Genomic DNA, 16,302 nt, shown 5'->3' on the forward strand with positions numbered 1-16,302 from the left:
CTCACCGCGTTGGCACGGGCACTTCTCCGCGATAATCGTAGAACCCACGCCCGGTCTTGCGCCCGAGCCACCCAGCCTCGACATATTTCGTCAACAGCGGGCAGGGGCGATACTTGGTATCCGCCAGACCGTCATGCAGCACATTCATGATCGCAAGACAGGTATCAAGCCCGATGAAATCCGCCAATTCCAGCGGCCCCATCGGGTGATTGGCCCCAAGTTTGAGGGACTCGTCGATGGATTTGACGTTTCCAACCCCTTCATAGAGCGTGTAGACGGCCTCGTTGATCATCGGCATCAGGATGCGGTTGACGATGAAGGCCGGAAAATCCTCGGCAGAAGCCGCGGTCTTGCCCAGTTTCTCGACCACGGCGAGACAGGCGTTGAACGTGTCCTTGTCTGTGGCGATGCCCCGGATCAGTTCCACCAGTTGCATAACCGGCACCGGGTTCATGAAATGAAAGCCCATGAATTTCTCGGGCCGGTCGGTGCGGCTCGCAAGCCGCGTGATCGAGATCGACGAGGTGTTCGAGGTCAGGATCGTATGCGGCTCCAGATGCGGCAAGAGTTCATCAAAAATTGCCTGTTTGACTGCCTCGCGTTCGGTCGCGGCTTCGATCACCAGATCGGTCTTGCCCAGATCGGTCAGGGTCTGGGTGGTGGTGATCCGCGCTAGTGCGGCCTCCATGGTGTCTTGCGCGATCTTGCCCCGGCTGACTTGGCGTTCCATGTTCTTGCGGACGGCCGCCATGGCACGATCCAGCGCCTCGGCGCTGATGTCGTTGAGCAGCACATCGTAGCCCGCAAGAGCCATCACATGGGCGATGCCGTTGCCCATCTGGCCCGCGCCAACCACACCGATTCTCGTGATGTCCATCCGCCCGATCCCTGTCCGATTGCTGCAGCAGCATAGGCCGCAGCGGGCGTAGGCCGCAAGGGCATGGGATAGGTAAAATAATCCGCGAATTGGTCGTTTAGCGATTTAGCAAGAGGAATCGTCCACCCTTTCCATGGGTGAGTAGATCAAGGTGGGTAACATGGGATTTGAACGCTTGGGGCATAGGCCCCTCGACTATCGGCCTGTCCGGTATGACGGGTCAAAATTGGTATTTCGCGGCCCGCAGCGCCGCTTGACGGGGGATTTCGTGGCCTGCCTTGGCGGCACTGAAACCTATGGCACCTTCATTGACCGACCCTATCCTGATCTGATGGAGCGATCCTTGGGAACGGCCTGCGTCAATTTCGGCTGGCCAAATGCCGGTGTCGATGCCTTTCTCAAGGATGAGGGCCTGCTTGATTTGGTGTCAGCCGCGCGCGCCGTGGTGTTGCAGGTGCCGGGGGCGATCAACCTTTGCAATCCGTTCTACCGGGTGCATCCGCGCCGCAACGATCGCTTTCTAGAGGCGAGCCCCCGCTTGCGCCGCCTCTATCCTGAGGTCGATTTTACCGAGTTCCACTTTACCCGCCACATGATGCAGCGCTTGGCGGATATTTCGCCTGACCGGTTTGCGGTGCTGCGCGAAGGTCTGCAAGAGGTCTGGGTGGCGCGCATGCAGGCGTTGCTTGAACGGATGACTGCGCCAGTCGTGTTGATGTGGTTCTCGCGGCATCTGCCCGGCCTTGGGCATGAGGCAGCGGGCATCGCGGACGATCCTGCCTTCGTCAGCCGCGCCATGCTGCGCGCTGTGGGGGCCCGTGCGGCCCATGTGGTTGAGGTGGTGATCAGCCCCGAGGCGTGTGCGCAGGGCACACGCGGCATGCGGTTTGATCCGATGCAAGAGGGGGTCGCCGCCGATCTGCCCGGTTTGCTGGCCCATTCCGAGGCATCGCGTGCCCTGTCGCCGGTGTTGGAAACCTTGTTGCGCAAATAAAAAACCCGCGCCGATCAGGCGCGGGTGTGGGTTTCGCTTTGCCGCAAATCAGAGCTTTTTGGTCAGTTCCGGCAGGGCGGTAAAGAGGTCAGCGACAAGGCCGTAGTCGGCCACTTGGAAAATCGGCGCTTCTTCATCTTTGTTGATGGCGACGATGATCTTGCTGTCCTTCATACCAGCAAGATGCTGGATCGCGCCGGAAATGCCCACGGCGACATAGAGGTTGGGGGCCACGACTTTGCCGGTCTGTCCAACCTGCCAGTCGTTTGGCGCATAGCCCGAGTCGACTGCGGCGCGAGAAGCCCCGACAGCGGCTCCCAGCTTGTCCGCAAGCCCTTCGATCAGTGCGAAATCGTCCTTGGAGCCGACACCGCGCCCGCCCGACACCACGACGCCCGCCGAGGTCAGTTCAGGGCGATCAGAGGCCGCAACCTTGTCTTCGATCCATTCCGACAGTCCGGGGTTCGGCGTGGCCGAAATTGTCTCGACCGGTGCTGCGGCCTGTTCGCCCGCTGCGTCAAAGGTCGAGGTCCGGAAAGAAATGACTTTTTTGCCGTCGCGCGATTTAACGGTCTGAATCGCGTTGCCGGCATAGATCGGGCGCTCGAACGTATCGGCATCGACCACGCCTGAGGCGTCCGAAATCACCATCACATCCAGGAGTGCGGCCACGCGCGGCAGCACGTTCTTGGCGTCCGTGGTCGCAGGGGCCACGATATGGCTATAGTCGCCCGCGAGGCTGACGATCAGCGCCGCTGTGGGTTCTGCCAAACGGTGCCCAAGCGAGGGATCCTCGGCCACCAGCACCTTTTTGACACCGGCGATTTTGGCCGCCGCAGCACCAGCCGCCGCCGCAGAGGCGCCACAGCAGAGCGCGGTCACATCGCCCAGTTTGGCCGCTGCCGTGACCGCCTTGGCGGTCGCATCCAGCGACAATTCCCCATCGGTGACTTCGGCGAGAAGAAGAACAGACATCATACGGCTCCCACTTCCTTGAGTTTCGCAACCAGCTCGTCGACCGAGCCGAGGATGACACCCGCCGCGCGGCTTGCGGGCTCGGAGGTGCCGGTGATTTCCAGCCGCGGCGTGACATCGACGCCGTAATCGGCGGCGGTTTTCTCATCCAGCGGCTTTTTCTTGGCCTTCATGATATTGGGCAGGCTGGCATAACGCGGCTCGTTAAGGCGCAGGTCGACGGTGACAATGGTCGGCGTCTTGACTTTGATCGTCTGCAAGCCGCCATCGACTTCGCGGGTGACAACGGCGGTGTCGCCGTCCACGTCAAGCGACGAGGCAAAGGTGGCCTGGGACCAACCCAGAAGCGCCGACAGCATCTGTCCGGTGGCGTTCATGTCGTTGTCGATCGCCTGCTTGCCACAGAGCACAAGGCCGGGTGCCTCTTCTTCGACGATTTTGGCAAGGATCTTGGCCACCGAGAGCGGCTCGATGTCTTGATGCACATCATCGGCGGCGACCACCAGAATGGCCCGGTCCGCGCCCATGGCAAGCGCCGTGCGCAGCGTTTCCTGCGCCTGTTTCACGCCGATAGAGACTGCGATGACTTCGCTGGCTTTGCCTGCTTCCTTGAGGCGAATCGCTTCTTCGACGGCAATTTCGTCAAACGGGTTCATCGACATCTTCACATTCGCAAGATCGACACCGCTCCCGTCCGCCTTCACACGAACTTTCACGTTATAGTCGATCACACGCTTGACAGGCACGAGCACCTTCATTGGCATGGTCTCCCTTAATGGTGGTGGGGGGCAGTGCGCCCCCCGGATAATCTCTCCAGCGCGTTGATACCGGCTCAGCCGCACGGGAAACAGGGCAAAATCGTCACGTTATCGTCCGGCGACGTCGCGTTTCAGGTTTTCAGCGCAAGAATGTTGCCAGAGTGTTTCAGCGATTGGCACCGGGAACCCAAAGAACATCCGCTTTCCCGCTGTCATTGGCCATGCGAGAGGCGACAAAGAACCAGTCGCTCAAACGGTTCAGATATTTGAGCGCCGATTCGTTGACGTTTTCCAGCGCCGACAACTCTACCGTCAGGCGCTCTGCCCGGCGTGACACAGTGCGGCATAGATGCAGATGCGCGGCCAAGGGCGATCCACCGGGCAGAATGAAGCTGCGCAGCGGCTCCAGATGCTTGTTCATGGCGTCAATCTCGGCTTCCAGCCGGTCAACTTGGCTGGAGGCCATGCGCAGGGGCGGATATTCGGCATCCTTGTCACGCTCCATATCCGGGCGGCAGAGATCAGCCCCCAAATCAAACAGGTCATTCTGGATGCGTGCCAGCGCATCGTCGGTTTCGTCCTTGGCATAGAGCCGGGCAAGACCCACGGTCGCGTTGACCTCATCCACCGTGCCATAGGCCGTCACGCGGGCCGAATGTTTGGCCACGCGGGTGCCATTGCCCAGTGCTGTTTCCCCCGCATCGCCGGTGCGCGTGTAGATTTTGTTGAGAACCACCATGGATTATCCTCCCTGCCTGCGGAAATATACGAAAATTAGGATGAGGATGATCGCTATGAATTGCGCGATCAATCGCCATTGCATGAATTTGTTCGATCGTTTGGCATTCTCCACGCCTTCTTTGCCAAAGGTGGAAATGCCTCGGATCAGGATCACCGCCACCGCAATACAGCCCACGGCCATGAGGATGAAAAGCGGGTCTTGCAGCATAAGGTGTCCTTTCGGGGTTGGTGCTGGGGCACATCTAGGCGGCGCGGGGCGAAAAGCGAAAGGGAAAATATGACGCGGGCGCGCGCCCGTCACGCTTTCGAGATCACCCAATCCAGCAGGCGCGTGGGCAGAATGCGGCGCAGCGTGCCCATGAGGTAAGTGGGCGTGGTCACGTAATACCGCGCCTTTGGGCGGGGCGCTTCGAGCGCATGGATCAGTTTCTTGGTGACCGCCTCAGGGGGCAGTTCGAAATTGTCTTTGGCGTAGGGGCCGTAAAGACGCGGGCGCAACTTGTCGCGATATTCGGCCATGCGATGCGCGCTTTCCCAGTCGATCCAGCGTTCAAATGGCGCGCGGGCATTCTCGCGGATTTTTGTGGTCACGGGACCGGGCTCGATCAGGCAGACATGAATGCCACTGTCGCGCATTTCGATCCGCAGCGTATCGGTCAGCCCCTCGAGGGCGAATTTGGTGCTCACATAGGCCCCGCGCCAGCCGAGTGTGACCAGACCCAATACCGACGAGCATTGCACGATGCGGCCATGCCCCTGCGCGCGCATGGCCGGGATCACCTGGCGTGTCAGGTCATGCCAGCCAAAAAAGTTGCTTTCGAAAATCTCGCGCAGTGCGTCGCGCGGCAAATCCTCGACCAACCCCGGACAGGCATAGGCCCCATTGTTGAACAGCGCATCAAGGCGCCCACCGGTGGCGGCCAGCACCTCGGCCACGGCCTGCTCAATACTGGCCTCATCGGCATAGTCGATGCGTGGGCTGTCGAACCCTTCCGCGCGCAGCCGTTCGCAATCGGCTTGTTGCCGGCAGGCGGCAAACACCCGCCAGCCGCGCGCGCGCAACCCGTGGGCTGCGTTATAGCCGATGCCCGAGGAACAGCCGGTGATCAGGATGGAGCGTTGCGTCATGCCCGACCTTGTGGCGTGCGCCGCGCCGCGATGCAAGAGTTAGTCAGAGGCCAGCGTAAGCAGCGTCTCTGCCATCCAGCCGATGCGCCCGGTCTCGACCACGCGCAGCTTGATCCAGCCTTCACCGGGGTCGCGCAGCACGATCACTTCGGTGCCGCGCTTCAGGCTGGCCACGCGACCAAAACCAGTGCCGGGCCCGGTGCGTAGATTGACCGAATTTCCCGAAACCCGGCGCATGTCAGAGGCCGCGGCCAGCGTTTCACCGTCCAGCGCAACTGCTTGCACGGGCTGGGCCACCTCTGGCGTGTCGGGCAGGGCGGTGGGCGTTGCCACACGCACGGTCGGCAGGTTGAGGGAAATGGGATCAGGTGTTGCGTCCCCTTCGGCAGAGGCCAGCGTCAGCACCACTTTATCACCCATGCTGAGGCCCAGATCATGCAGCGAGGTGATGGTGCGCGTGACCTCGGCATCCTGCCGGGGTGTGCCATCCTGCGCCAGTTCGATCACATTCACACGCAAGGGCCGGGCCTGCGGCCGGTGATTGTCAAGAAGGGCACGCGCCTGAATGGAATTGGCCGACGGGCGATAATCAGCCCCGCCGCTCAATTCATAAAAAGACCATCCCAGAAAAGCAAAGCTCACAAGAATAAAGCGCCACATTGCGCATCCCCCCAGTACCATACGACAGATTAAAGTGCTTGGCAGCGCCCCCAGTATATCCGATTCGTGCCGTCGCATGAGGGGAAATCGGAAAAGATTGAAACCTGTGGCCTCTGGATGCTTTACGCCGCAGGGTGGCAGGGCTATCACCATATCCATGAGTGATTTGTTGGACGACCCCAATATGCAGCCCGAGGCTGTGTCAGAGCCGCTCCGCCGTGCGATTGGCGAGCGCTATTTGACCTATGCGCTTTCGACCATCATGCACCGCGCGCTGCCCGATGCGCGGGATGGGTTGAAGCCAGTTCATCGCCGCATTCTCTACGCGATGCGCGAGTTGCGCCTGTCCAGTTCGGGGGGATTCCGCAAATCCGCCAAGATTTCCGGCGACGTGATGGGCAACTATCACCCGCATGGTGACGCGGCGATCTACGATGCGATGGCGCGTCTCGCACAGGATTTCGCGGTGCGCTATCCGCTGGTGGATGGGCAGGGCAATTTCGGCAATATCGACGGCGATAATCCCGCCGCAAGCCGATATACCGAGGCGCGGATGACCGCCTTTGCCGAGGCGCTGCTGGATGGTCTGGCCGAAGATGCCGTCGATTTCCGTGACAATTACGACGGCACCCTGCGCGAGCCTGTCGTGCTTCCGGCGTCTTTTCCGAACCTGCTGGCCAATGGCTCTTCGGGCATTGCCGTTGGCATGGCGACCAATATTCCACCGCATAACATCGCCGAATTGATTGATGCCTGCCTGCATCTGATCAAGTCGCCCGATGCCCGCGACGACACGCTACTGCAGTATATCCCCGGCCCCGATTTTCCCACCGGCGGTGTCATCGTCGAGCCGCCCGAGAGCATCGCACAGGCCTATCTAACCGGGCGCGGCGCGTTCCGTCTGCGCTGCAAATGGGAGTTGGAGGATCTGGGGCGCGGTCAATGGCAGATTGTCGTGACCGAAATTCCCTATCAGGTGCAGAAATCCAAGCTGATCGAGCGGATTGCCGAACTGATCCAGACCCGCAAGGTGCCGATCCTTGCCGATGTCCGCGACGAGAGCGCCGATGACGTGCGTCTGGTACTGGAACCACGATCCAAGAATGTCGATCCCGAGGTGTTGATGGGCATGATGTATCGCAATTCCGAATTGGAAGTGCGGTTCTCGCTCAATATGAACGTCTTGATTGATGGTGTAACGCCCAAGGTCTGCTCGCTGAAAGAGGTGCTGCGCGCCTTCCTTGATTTCCGGCAGCAGGTGCTGTTGCGCCGCTCTGTGCACCGGATGGAAAAGATCGACCACCGGCTGGAGGTGCTGGAAGGGCTGATTATCGCCTTCCTCAACCTCGACCGGGTGATCGACATCATCCGCTACGACGAGGATCCCAAGGCGGCGCTGATGCGCGAGGATTGGGGCCGCACCGTGCCGCGTGCGATGTCTGAGGCGGATTATGTACCGCCCCCACCCACCGCAGAGGCCGGGCTGACCGAGGTGCAGGCCGAGGCAATCCTGAACATGCGGCTGCGCAGCCTTCGCCGTCTGGAAGAGATGGAGTTGCGCGCAGAGCGCGACACATTGATGGCGGAACGTGCGGGGCTTGAGGATCTGCTCGACGATGTATCCCTGCAATGGGCGGCGGTGGCCGATCAGTTGAAAGAGGTCAAAAAGACCTTTGGCAAGACCCATCCCATCGGCGCGCGCCGCACGCAATTCGCCGAGGCGGGCAGCGTCGAAGACGTGCCGCTTGAGGCGATGATCGACCGTGAACCGATCACGGTGGTGTGCAGCCAAATGGGTTGGATCCGGGCCATGACCGGGCATCTCGATCTGAGCCGCGAGTTGAAGTTCAAGGATGGCGATGGCCCCCGCTTCATGTTCCATGCCGAGACGACCGACCGGATTCTGGTCTTTGGCAGCAATGGCCGCTTTTATACTCTGAGCGCGTCAAACCTGCCCGGCGGGCGCGGCATGGGCGAACCGCTGCGCCTGATGGTCGATCTGCCCAATGAGGCGGGCATCGTCGATCTGCTTATCCATAAACCGGGGCGTAAATTGCTGGTCGCCTCTGACGCAGGCGACGGTTTTATCGTGCCCGAGGAAGAGGTGATCGCCCAGACCCGCAGCGGCAAGCAGGTGCTGAACCTCAAAGAACCGGCGCGGGCCTTGGTCTGCCGCCCGGTGACGGGCGATCACGTCGCCTGTGTTGGGGATAATCGCAAGGTGCTGGTATTTGCTCTGGATGAATTGCCCGAACTTGGGCGCGGCAAGGGCGTGCGGCTTCAGAAATACAAGGACGGTGGGTTGTCCGATGCCACCACCTTTGATCTCGCGGCCGGTCTGACTTGGCGCGATCCCGCAGGGCGCACCCGCACGGAAAGCAATCTTGAGGAATGGTTGGGCAAGCGCGCTGGATCAGGGCGCATGGCCCCGCGCGGCTTTCCGCGTGACAACCGCTTTACCTGATCGGGCCTTGTCTGTTGCGGATGCGCGGCGTATAGCCCCGGCCTGACCCAAAAGGAGCCCGTCCCATGGTAGGTAGTGCCAATCTCAACGTCATGCTCAAGGCCGCGCGCAAAGCGGGGCGGGCACTGGCCAAGGATTTCCGCGAGGTCGAGAACCTTCAGGTCAGCATGAAGGGCGCGGGCGATTTCGTCAGCCGCGCCGATATTGCTGCGGAAAAGATCCTCAAGACCGAGTTGATGGGCGCGCGCCCGACCTATGGCTGGCTGGCCGAAGAGGGCGGCGAGGAAGAGGGGCAGGACCCCACCCGCCGCTGGATTGTCGACCCGCTGGATGGCACCACCAATTTTCTGCACGGCCTGCCGCATTGGGCCGTTTCCATTGCCCTCGAACACAAGGGCGAGGTCGTGGCAGGCGTCATCTATGACGCCAGCAAGGACGAGGCGTTCTTTGCCGAAAAAGGTGCAGGTGCCTGGATGAACGAGAGCCGCTTGCGTGTCTCGGGGCGCAGCAAGATGATCGAGTCGATTTTTGCCACGGGCCTGCCTTTTGGCGGGCGGGCCGACCTGCCCGAAACCTTGCAGGATTTGGCACGGCTGATGCCCACCTGCGCGGGTGTGCGCCGCTGGGGATCAGCGGCGCTCGACATGGCCTATGTCGCCGCAGGGCGCTACGAGGGGTTCTGGGAGCGGCGTTTGAACGCGTGGGATCTGGCCGCAGGGGTGATCATCGTGCGCGAAGCGGGCGGCTTTGTCGAACCGCTGCGCTCTGGTGGCAATATTCTGGCCGATGGCGAAGTGATCTGCGGCAACGAGGCGATCTTTGACAAGTTTGCGGGCGTGATCCGGGGCTGAGGCGGGCTTTGTGTTGACGCCCTGAGGAGTGCCACCTACCTTTCCAGCATTGGTGTAACAACTCGGGGAAGGCGATCCATGATCCACAAAAGAAATTTCGCGCACGCTGTTGCCATTGGTGTCATGGTCTTCATGGGGGCAGCCCCAGCTTCGGCTAATGCCATTCTCCGCGATTTGGATCGCTCTGGAATGGTTCAAGGCGATGTCAACATCATGATGCGCAGTGCGGCCAGTCTTTATTCGGAAGGGCGCGGAAAAGTCGGCGATGAGGTGAGTTGGAAAAACCCCAACACGCGCGCTGATGGTGTGGTGCGGATCATCTCGGTGGAGGGCGCTTGTGTCACGCTTGCGCATCGCTTCAGGCCCAAGGGGGCAGAGCCCGCCCGCGGGCTGCGGACCAAACGCTGCCTCATGGACGGCATATGGGTTTTGTCGGCCCCCTGATGCGCCGGGTCAGCGATCTGATGGATGGTTGACCCCGTCCACCCAACCGATCGGGTCTAGATCACGTGGATTGACGCCTTCAATAGCCCCAAGATTGACGCCATATTCATTCGGGTCCGAGCGCCGCTGATGATGCGTGTAGATCCCGCACGTCTTGCAGAAATAGTGCTTGGCCGTGCCTGTGCCCCATTGATAAAGGGTCAGATTATCCGCACCCCGGACCACCTCGACCTTGTCCAAGGGGGCCGAAACCGCCGCTGCCCCACGCCTGCGGCAAAACGAGCAGTCGCACCGCCGCGCAGTCTCGAGCCCGTCCGAGAGCGTCACGCGTAGCTCAACCGCGCCACAGTGGCAGGTCACTTTGAGGGGGTATTCATCGGCGTTTCCTCACGGCTGGAATAGAACTGCGGCGAAAGCGGTAATCAGCCTCTGGATTGGGCGGGGTGCCTGCTGTCGCGCGCCAGAAAAGCGGGCCGCCCAGCCGCATAAATATCGGCAGGGTCAGAAGGACGCCCGCCACGAAGCCGCCCGCATGCGCCCAATAGGCGACCCCGCCCATATCGGGATCGCTGCCGAGGCCAGCCATCACCTGAATGGCAAACCACAGCACCAACAAAATCGCCGCCGGGATCGTGATGACACGGAAAAAGACGATGAAGATCAGCAAGATATCGACCCGCGCGCGCGGAAACAGCAAGAGATAGCCCCCCATCACCCCGGCAATCGCCCCAGAGGCCCCGACGGTTGGCACCATCGACCCCGGACTATCCAAGATCTGTGCCAGCCCCGCCACAACGCCAGTGGCAATGTAGAAAAGAAGATAGGGCAAATGCCCCATCCGGTCCTCCATATTGTCGCCAAAAATCCACAGAAACAGCATGTTGCCCGCTAGGTGCAGCACCCCGCCGTGCAGGAACATCGAGGTCAAAAGCCCGGTGAAGTCACCGATTTGCGTGACTTTGGCGGGGATCATCGCCCAGTCGTAGAAAAAGACATTGAGCGCCCGCTCATCTGAGAAAAGCGGCCAATAGGCCAAGAATATCAACACGTTGAGCGCAATCAGCCCGTAGGTGACATAGGGTGTGCGCCCCGAAGGATTATGATCGCGGATCGGAAACATGCGCGAAAGCTAGCGCGGATCACGGGGGACGGAAAGCCGGTGATTGCACCCGCCGCCACGATTTGCGCAAGAACCGGGTCGCCCAATATCGGGATCGGTGCGCAAAGTTGTCCCATCCATAGGAGATGACGATGACCCAGCTTGCATTTGCGCTTGTGCTTTTTCTTTTGCCGCTGGCCTATAGTCCCGGTCCCGGCAATCTCTTTTTCGCCGCCAATGGCGCGCGCTTTGGGATGAGGGCGACGTTTCCGGCAAGCTTTGGGTATCACATCGCCACATGGCTGGTGACCGCCGCCATAGGTTTCGGCTTTGTCGGCGCGCTTGAGGCTGCGCCGGGGGTCTTCGTCTTGCTCAAACTCGCGGGTGCACTCTACGTTTTCTGGATCGCTTGGGGTTTTCTGCGTGCCGGGGCGCGCGACAGCGCGATTGAGCCACGCCCGGCGTCGTTTCGGGATGGGGCGGTGCTCTTGCTCCTCAACCCCAAGGCCTATGTGATCATCGCGTTGATGTTCACACAATTCCTGAGCGTTTCGGACACCAACCGAACGGTGTTGGTTCTGGGTATCACCACGATTTTTACGCTTAACAACCTAGTGGCCTTTACCCTGTGGACCATGATGGGCGCGAGATTGGGCCAGCTTTTTGCCCGCGCTGGAAGCGCGCGGGCACTGAATACAGCTTTCGGCGTGACCCTGGGGACCGTGGCCCTGTGGATGCTTTTGTCCTGATCCACCCGAGGCTCAGGACATCCCGCTCAAAAGCGCCGCATTGCCCCCCGCCGCAGTGGTATCCACGCAGACATGCCGTTCGTGGAGCGCATGGCCGGTATCGGGTAACCCGGTGATAAGCGGCAGGATCGGACCTGCGCGCCGCGCCATGGCCCCGGCATAGGCGCGCGCCTCGCTTTCGCATCCCCACCAGATCACGCCCGAGAGGCCGCCCATGGTCACAAGCGCCTCGGGGTCAACGCGGCCCGTGGCGATCACCGCCACCCCGCCCAGCCCCTCAACCGCGCGGGCCTGCGCCGCCGCCAGATCTGCCCCCGGCCCCATGCAAAGAAGTGCAGGGCGGACATGGCTGGTCAGGCGGTTAGATTCCCCCGTCGGCCCCGGTAGAACAAGGGCGGCGCGCGGCGTGCGGGCGGCGGCATTGGCCGCATCAAGCGCCTTTTGCGCGGCATTGGCCGACATGGCCTCGGTCCACTTTTCGCCCTGTTCCGGCGCTGCGCGCGCGGTAAAGCGGGTAAGGTAATGCGGCCCGCCCGCCTTGGGCCCGGTGCCCGACATGCCTTCGCCACCAAAGGGTTGGCTGCCGACGATGGCGCCGATCTGGTTGCGGTTGACATAGATATTGCCCGCATGCACCGCCTCGGTCACATGCTGCACGCGGTCGTCGATCCGCGTCATCAGGCCAAAGGTCAGACCATAGCCGGTGGCGTTGATCGCGCCGATCACCCGGTCAAGATCGCCGGATTTGAACGTGGCCACATGCAGGACGGGCCCAAAGATCTCGCGCTCAATCTCGCCGATCCCACCAACCTTGATCAGTGTGGGGGCAATATAGGTGCCTGCGTTAGGGGTTTTCAGCTCGTGCAACAGGCGCCCTTCGGCGCGCGCGGTCTGGATATGCGCGGCAATTCCGGCGCGCGCCTCTTCGTCGATGACAGGCCCGCAATCGGTGCTCAAATGCCAAGGGGTGCCAACGCTCAGCGCATCCATCGCGCCGGTCAGCATCTCTAGGAAATGCGGTGCGATGTCGTCTTGCACATAAAGGCAGCGCAGCGCGGAACAGCGTTGACCGGCCGATTGAAACGCGCTCTCGACAATCGCCTGCACGGCCTGTTCGGGCAGCGCGGTGCTGTCTACGATCATCGCGTTCATGCCGCCGGTTTCCGCGATGAGCGGCGCACCGGGAGCCAGATGCTTGGCCATGGCCGCGCGGATTTTCAGCGCGGTTTCGGTCGAGCCGGTAAAGGCCACACCGCCCACACGCGCGTCAGAGGTAAGTGCTGCCCCCACATCGCCCGCACCGGGCAACAGTTGCAGCGCCGTGGCAGGCACGCCCGCCTTGTGCATGAGGCCCACTGCCAAATGCGCGATGAGCGGCGTCTGCTCGGCAGGTTTCGACAACACGGCATTGCCAGCGGCCAGCGCCGCCGCGATCTGGCCTGTAAAAATGGCCAGAGGGAAATTCCACGGGCTGATACAGGTAAAGGTGCCGACAGGGGCCTCTTCGGGGGCATTGGCGGCGTAGTAGCGCAGGAAATCCACCGCCTCACGCAATTCGGCCACGGCATCTGGGATGGATTTCCCAGCCTCACGGGCCAGGAGCGCGAAAATCTCGCCGTAATTTTCCTCATAGAGGTCCGCCACGCGGTTCAGGATCACGCCTCGGGCGTTGGCAGGTGCGTTCCATGGCGCTGCGGCGGCCAGCGCCGCCTCGATGTCGGCCTTGCTGGCCCAGGCTACGGTGCCCGGCATGTCTGCGGGATCTGCCGGGTTCTCGACCGTTTCGGGGGTTTGGGGTGCAGCCGCGCCCGCGATCAGCGGTGCCGCTTCCCAGCGATGCTGCGCAAAGGGCGCGCGCGCCGCCTCAATCCGGTCCAGCGTCGGTTGATGGCGCAGGTCAAATCCGCGCGAATTGGGCCGTTCGGGCTGAAACAGGTCCGGGCCTTTGGGCAGGTGCGGCTGCGGATCGTTCACCGCCACAAAAGGATCGCGGGCGACCTCTTCGGGGGCCACGTCTTCGTTGACGATCTGGTTCACAAAGCTGGAATTCGCCCCGTTTTCCAGCAATCGCCGCACCAGATAGGCCAATAGATCGCGATGCGCGCCCACTGGGGCATAAATCCGGCACCGCGTGCCCTCTGCCTTGAGGATGATGTCATGCAGCGCCTCGCCCATGCCATGCAGGCGCTGAAACTCAAACGCGCCCTTGTCGCTGCCCATATCGAGAATGGCGGCGGCGGTATGGGCGTTATGAGTGGCGAATTGCGGATAGATGCGGTCGGTCATCGACAAAAGCTTGCGCGCATTGGCGATATAGCTCACATCGGTTGCGGCCTTGGAGGTAAAGACCGGAAACCCGTCGATCCCCGCCACCTGCGCGCGCTTGATTTCAGTATCCCAATAGGCGCCCTTGACCAGACGCACCATGATCTTGCGGTCAAGCCGCGTGGCCAGATCATAGAGAAAGTCGATCACGTGGCTCGCGCGTTGGCCATAGGCCTGCACCACCACACCAAACCCGTCCCATCCGGCAAGCGCGGGCTCTTCCAGAACGGTCTCGATCACATCCAGCGAGAGCGACAGGCGATCGGCCTCTTCGGCGTCGATGTTCAGCCCCATCTTGGCTGATTTCGCCAGGAGCGCGAGGCTGCGCAGACGCGGCACCAGAACCGCCATGACCTGTTCGCGCTGCGCTACCTCATAGCGCGGATGCAGCGCCGAGAGCTTTACAGAAATGCCGGGGTTGCTGCGGATGTCGGCCTGCGTGCAGGCATTGGCAATCGCCGTGATGGCGCGCGAATAGCTGAGGTGATAGCGGGTGGCATCCGCATCAGTGCGCGCCGCCTCACCCAGCATGTCATAGGAATAGCGGTAGCCCTTCTTTTCCATCCCCGCCGCGCGGTCCATGGCCCCTTGAATGGTCTCGCCCAACACGAATTGGCGGCCCATTTCCTTCATCGCGCGGCCCACGGCGGTGCGGATCACCGGCTCGCCCAGCCGCTTGATGGCCCCGCGCAGATGGCCCACGGGGCCGGGCTTTTCATCCTTGAGCACCTTGCCGGTCAGCATCAACGCCCAGGTCGAGGCATTGACCAGCGGCGAGGTGGAATGCCCCATATGCTTGCCCCAGTCCGAAGGCGCGATCTTGTCCTCGATCAGCGCGTCGATCGTGTCGGCATCGGGCACGCGCAAAAGCGCCTCTGCCAGACACATGAGCGCGATGCCCTCATCTGTCGAGAGACCATATTCCGCCAGAAACACCTCCATCAGCCCCGGGCTCGATTGCCCGCGGATGGACCGAACAAGCGCGGCACCGCGCGCGCAGATCCGCGCCCGGTCTGCCTCAGAGAGGTTTGCGGCAGCGGTCAGGCGTGCCAATGTCTCGCTCTCATCTGCATAGGTGGCAAACTCGATGGCGCGGCGGATATCAGTGTCGTATGGCATGCGGATCCCCATGGTTGGATGGCACATCATAGCATCATTGAACCAGTGACTTTTCCTGATTAGAATGAAATCTCAGGTCGGATGGTTTGAATTTGGAGCATATGATGGATCAAAACGAACAGCTTGACCTCGACCGCTTTGACCGGGCGATTCTGCGGGTTCTGGCAGGGGACGGGCGGATCAGCGTCACCGAGCTGGCGCGCGAGATCGGTCTGTCGAAATCACCAACGCAAGCGCGGCTCAGGCGGCTCGAGCGCGATGGCGTCATCACCGGCTACCGCGCGCTTTTCGATCCTATCCGCCTCGGCCTCGACCACGTGAGCTTTGTCGAAGTGCGCCTGCACGACACCCGAGAAGCGGCCCTGGCAGAATTCAACGCCGCCGTGTCAAAGATCCCCGAGATCGAGCAAGTGCATCTCATTGCAGGCAATTTCGACTACCTTATGAAAATTCGCACGCAGAGCATGGCTGATTATCGCCGGGTGCTTGCCGAACATATCTCGACCCTGCCGCATCTGGCCAATACCTCGACCTATGTGGCGATGCAGGCGGTCAAGGAAAATGCGCTCTCGGATGTGATCTGATCCGTGGCGTAGCCCCGGCTATGGCTTTACACCTCCGTCAAAGCGGATATTGTCCGCCCGCGCCCCTCGTGCCCGCGTGGTGGAATGGTAGACACATGAGACTTAAAATCTCCCGGCCGTATGGCCGTGCCGGTTCGAGTCCGGCCGCGGGCACCATGATTATAACATAGGCCGTTGTTTTGAATGGATAAAGCCGCCCATGCTTTCTCTGCTCATACCCCAATGTAAGCACCTTCTGCGCGCGGCTTTACGCCCCCGTGCGAGGCAAGCACCGCGCCAGCCGCCTGTGCAGCGTTGCGGGCATTTCGGTTGGCGGGCAGAGGGTGCCAAGTTCAGATGCACGCCTGCTTAGCGAAAACATAGGCTTGATGGTCGCGAGCGCGCTTTGCCCCGAGGGATGTGTGGAGTTTAGCTGTCTGGCAACAGGTAATCTGCCGGGAGGCAGGGGGCGATTGGACTGAATGGCATCGGTCTTGGGACGCGTCGTGCGGCATCGGCTGGGCCTTTTCCTGCGACATACCTATAACGGATGGT

General features: G+C 61.5%; 16 protein-coding genes and 1 tRNA gene. 7 read left to right on the top strand and 10 right to left on the bottom strand.

Annotated features, from left to right (window positions below; translation table 11 throughout):
• Position 1 precedes the first annotated feature (1 nt).
• Positions 2-877, bottom strand: a complete 876-nt coding sequence (locus ACLGGT_RS12410; RefSeq protein ID WP_008279947.1) for a 3-hydroxybutyryl-CoA dehydrogenase — start codon at positions 875-877, stop codon at positions 2-4.
• A gap of 160 nt (positions 878-1,037) precedes the next feature.
• Between ACLGGT_RS12410 and ACLGGT_RS12415 the strand changes: the two genes are divergently transcribed.
• Positions 1,038-1,871 carry a DUF6473 family protein gene (locus ACLGGT_RS12415; RefSeq protein WP_375554070.1) on the top strand — a complete coding sequence of 278 codons (834 nt, stop codon included), beginning with the start codon at positions 1,038-1,040 and terminating at the stop codon, positions 1,869-1,871.
• Positions 1,872-1,919: 48 nt separating this feature from the next.
• Here ACLGGT_RS12415 and ACLGGT_RS12420 read toward each other — a convergent pair whose 3' ends face one another.
• The 6 genes from ACLGGT_RS12420 to ACLGGT_RS12445 form a co-directional block, all read right to left on the bottom strand.
• The gene (locus tag ACLGGT_RS12420) at positions 1,920-2,846 is read right to left on the bottom strand and encodes an electron transfer flavoprotein subunit alpha/FixB family protein (RefSeq protein WP_037297306.1); all 927 of its coding nucleotides are present in this window, start codon (positions 2,844-2,846) and stop codon (positions 1,920-1,922) included.
• Positions 2,846-3,604: an electron transfer flavoprotein subunit beta/FixA family protein gene (locus ACLGGT_RS12425; protein ID WP_008279950.1), complete on the bottom strand. Its 759-nt coding sequence runs from the start codon at positions 3,602-3,604 to the stop codon at positions 2,846-2,848. The genes ACLGGT_RS12420 and ACLGGT_RS12425 overlap by 1 nt, the downstream gene beginning before the upstream one ends.
• 166 nt (positions 3,605-3,770) lie before the next feature.
• The gene (locus tag ACLGGT_RS12430; protein ID WP_008279951.1) at positions 3,771-4,343 is read right to left on the bottom strand and encodes a cob(I)yrinic acid a,c-diamide adenosyltransferase; all 573 of its coding nucleotides are present in this window, start codon (positions 4,341-4,343) and stop codon (positions 3,771-3,773) included.
• A 3-nt stretch (positions 4,344-4,346) separates the two neighbouring features.
• Positions 4,347-4,553, bottom strand: coding sequence for a twin transmembrane helix small protein (locus ACLGGT_RS12435; RefSeq protein ID WP_008279952.1), 207 nt, complete (start codon positions 4,551-4,553; stop codon positions 4,347-4,349).
• Between the two features lie 89 nt (positions 4,554-4,642).
• Complete coding sequence (locus tag ACLGGT_RS12440) at positions 4,643-5,473, bottom strand: SDR family oxidoreductase (protein ID WP_437196314.1); 831 nt, start codon at positions 5,471-5,473, stop codon at positions 4,643-4,645.
• A 39-nt stretch (positions 5,474-5,512) separates the two neighbouring features.
• On the bottom strand, positions 5,513-6,133 hold the full coding sequence (locus ACLGGT_RS12445) for an SH3 domain-containing protein (RefSeq protein ID WP_437196316.1): 621 nt from the start codon (positions 6,131-6,133) through the stop codon (positions 5,513-5,515).
• 157 nt (positions 6,134-6,290) lie between these two features.
• On the opposite strand from ACLGGT_RS12445, the gene ACLGGT_RS12450 reads away from it, so the two are divergent.
• The 3 genes from ACLGGT_RS12450 to ACLGGT_RS12460 all read left to right on the top strand — a co-directional run bounded on the left by ACLGGT_RS12450 (position 6,291) and on the right by ACLGGT_RS12460 (position 9,892).
• Positions 6,291-8,597 (top strand): DNA topoisomerase IV subunit A, encoded by a 2,307-nt coding sequence (locus tag ACLGGT_RS12450; protein WP_008279955.1) that lies wholly within the window; start codon positions 6,291-6,293, stop codon positions 8,595-8,597.
• Between the two features lie 65 nt (positions 8,598-8,662).
• Positions 8,663-9,448, top strand: coding sequence for an inositol monophosphatase family protein (locus ACLGGT_RS12455; RefSeq protein WP_037297120.1), 786 nt, complete (start codon positions 8,663-8,665; stop codon positions 9,446-9,448).
• 78 nt (positions 9,449-9,526) lie between these two features.
• Positions 9,527-9,892: a hypothetical protein gene (locus tag ACLGGT_RS12460; protein WP_008279957.1), complete on the top strand. Its 366-nt coding sequence runs from the start codon at positions 9,527-9,529 to the stop codon at positions 9,890-9,892.
• 9 nt (positions 9,893-9,901) lie between these two features.
• Here ACLGGT_RS12460 and ACLGGT_RS12465 read toward each other — a convergent pair whose 3' ends face one another.
• Complete coding sequence (locus ACLGGT_RS12465; RefSeq protein ID WP_437196318.1) at positions 9,902-10,252, bottom strand: GFA family protein; 351 nt, start codon at positions 10,250-10,252, stop codon at positions 9,902-9,904.
• Between the two features lie 13 nt (positions 10,253-10,265).
• Positions 10,266-11,012: a rhomboid family intramembrane serine protease gene (locus ACLGGT_RS12470; protein WP_437196320.1), complete on the bottom strand. Its 747-nt coding sequence runs from the start codon at positions 11,010-11,012 to the stop codon at positions 10,266-10,268.
• A gap of 131 nt (positions 11,013-11,143) precedes the next feature.
• Between ACLGGT_RS12470 and ACLGGT_RS12475 the strand changes: the two genes are divergently transcribed.
• The gene (locus ACLGGT_RS12475) at positions 11,144-11,740 is read left to right on the top strand and encodes a LysE family translocator (RefSeq protein ID WP_437196322.1); all 597 of its coding nucleotides are present in this window, start codon (positions 11,144-11,146) and stop codon (positions 11,738-11,740) included.
• 12 nt (positions 11,741-11,752) lie between these two features.
• Here the strand turns inward: ACLGGT_RS12475 and putA are convergent, their stop codons facing one another.
• Positions 11,753-15,184, bottom strand: a complete 3,432-nt coding sequence (gene putA, locus ACLGGT_RS12480) for a bifunctional proline dehydrogenase/L-glutamate gamma-semialdehyde dehydrogenase PutA (protein ID WP_437196323.1) — start codon at positions 15,182-15,184, stop codon at positions 11,753-11,755.
• Between the two features lie 101 nt (positions 15,185-15,285).
• Between putA and ACLGGT_RS12485 the strand changes: the two genes are divergently transcribed.
• Entirely contained in the window at positions 15,286-15,768 is a 483-nt protein-coding gene (locus tag ACLGGT_RS12485; protein ID WP_008279962.1) for an Lrp/AsnC family transcriptional regulator, read from the top strand.
• Positions 15,769-15,838: 70 nt separating this feature from the next.
• Positions 15,839-15,924 (top strand) — tRNA-Leu (locus ACLGGT_RS12490).
• The last annotated feature ends 378 nt before the right edge of the window (positions 15,925-16,302 follow it).

This window comes from Roseovarius sp. MS2 (genome assembly GCF_051447875.1).
Lineage (GTDB): Bacteria > Pseudomonadota > Alphaproteobacteria > Rhodobacterales > Rhodobacteraceae > Roseovarius > Roseovarius mucosus_A.

Coding starts and splice junctions, on each gene's coding strand:
- ACLGGT_RS12410 (WP_008279947.1), bottom strand. CDS start 877: ATGGACATCACGAGAATCGGTGTGGTTGGCGCGGGCCAGATGGGCAAC.
- ACLGGT_RS12420 (WP_037297306.1), bottom strand. CDS start 2,846: ATGTCTGTTCTTCTTCTCGCCGAAGTCACCGATGGGGAATTGTCGCTG.
- ACLGGT_RS12430 (WP_008279951.1), bottom strand. CDS start 4,343: ATGGTGGTTCTCAACAAAATCTACACGCGCACCGGCGATGCGGGGGAA.
- ACLGGT_RS12450 (WP_008279955.1), top strand. CDS start 6,291: ATGAGTGATTTGTTGGACGACCCCAATATGCAGCCCGAGGCTGTGTCA.
- ACLGGT_RS12435 (WP_008279952.1), bottom strand. CDS start 4,553: ATGCTGCAAGACCCGCTTTTCATCCTCATGGCCGTGGGCTGTATTGCG.
- ACLGGT_RS12470 (WP_437196320.1), bottom strand. CDS start 11,012: ATGTTTCCGATCCGCGATCATAATCCTTCGGGGCGCACACCCTATGTC.
- ACLGGT_RS12445 (WP_437196316.1), bottom strand. CDS start 6,133: ATGTGGCGCTTTATTCTTGTGAGCTTTGCTTTTCTGGGATGGTCTTTT.
- ACLGGT_RS12460 (WP_008279957.1), top strand. CDS start 9,527: ATGATCCACAAAAGAAATTTCGCGCACGCTGTTGCCATTGGTGTCATG.
- ACLGGT_RS12415 (WP_375554070.1), top strand. CDS start 1,038: ATGGGATTTGAACGCTTGGGGCATAGGCCCCTCGACTATCGGCCTGTC.
- putA (WP_437196323.1), bottom strand. CDS start 15,184: ATGCCATACGACACTGATATCCGCCGCGCCATCGAGTTTGCCACCTAT.
- ACLGGT_RS12475 (WP_437196322.1), top strand. CDS start 11,144: ATGACCCAGCTTGCATTTGCGCTTGTGCTTTTTCTTTTGCCGCTGGCC.
- ACLGGT_RS12425 (WP_008279950.1), bottom strand. CDS start 3,604: ATGAAGGTGCTCGTGCCTGTCAAGCGTGTGATCGACTATAACGTGAAA.
- ACLGGT_RS12440 (WP_437196314.1), bottom strand. CDS start 5,473: ATGACGCAACGCTCCATCCTGATCACCGGCTGTTCCTCGGGCATCGGC.
- ACLGGT_RS12485 (WP_008279962.1), top strand. CDS start 15,286: ATGATGGATCAAAACGAACAGCTTGACCTCGACCGCTTTGACCGGGCG.
- ACLGGT_RS12455 (WP_037297120.1), top strand. CDS start 8,663: ATGGTAGGTAGTGCCAATCTCAACGTCATGCTCAAGGCCGCGCGCAAA.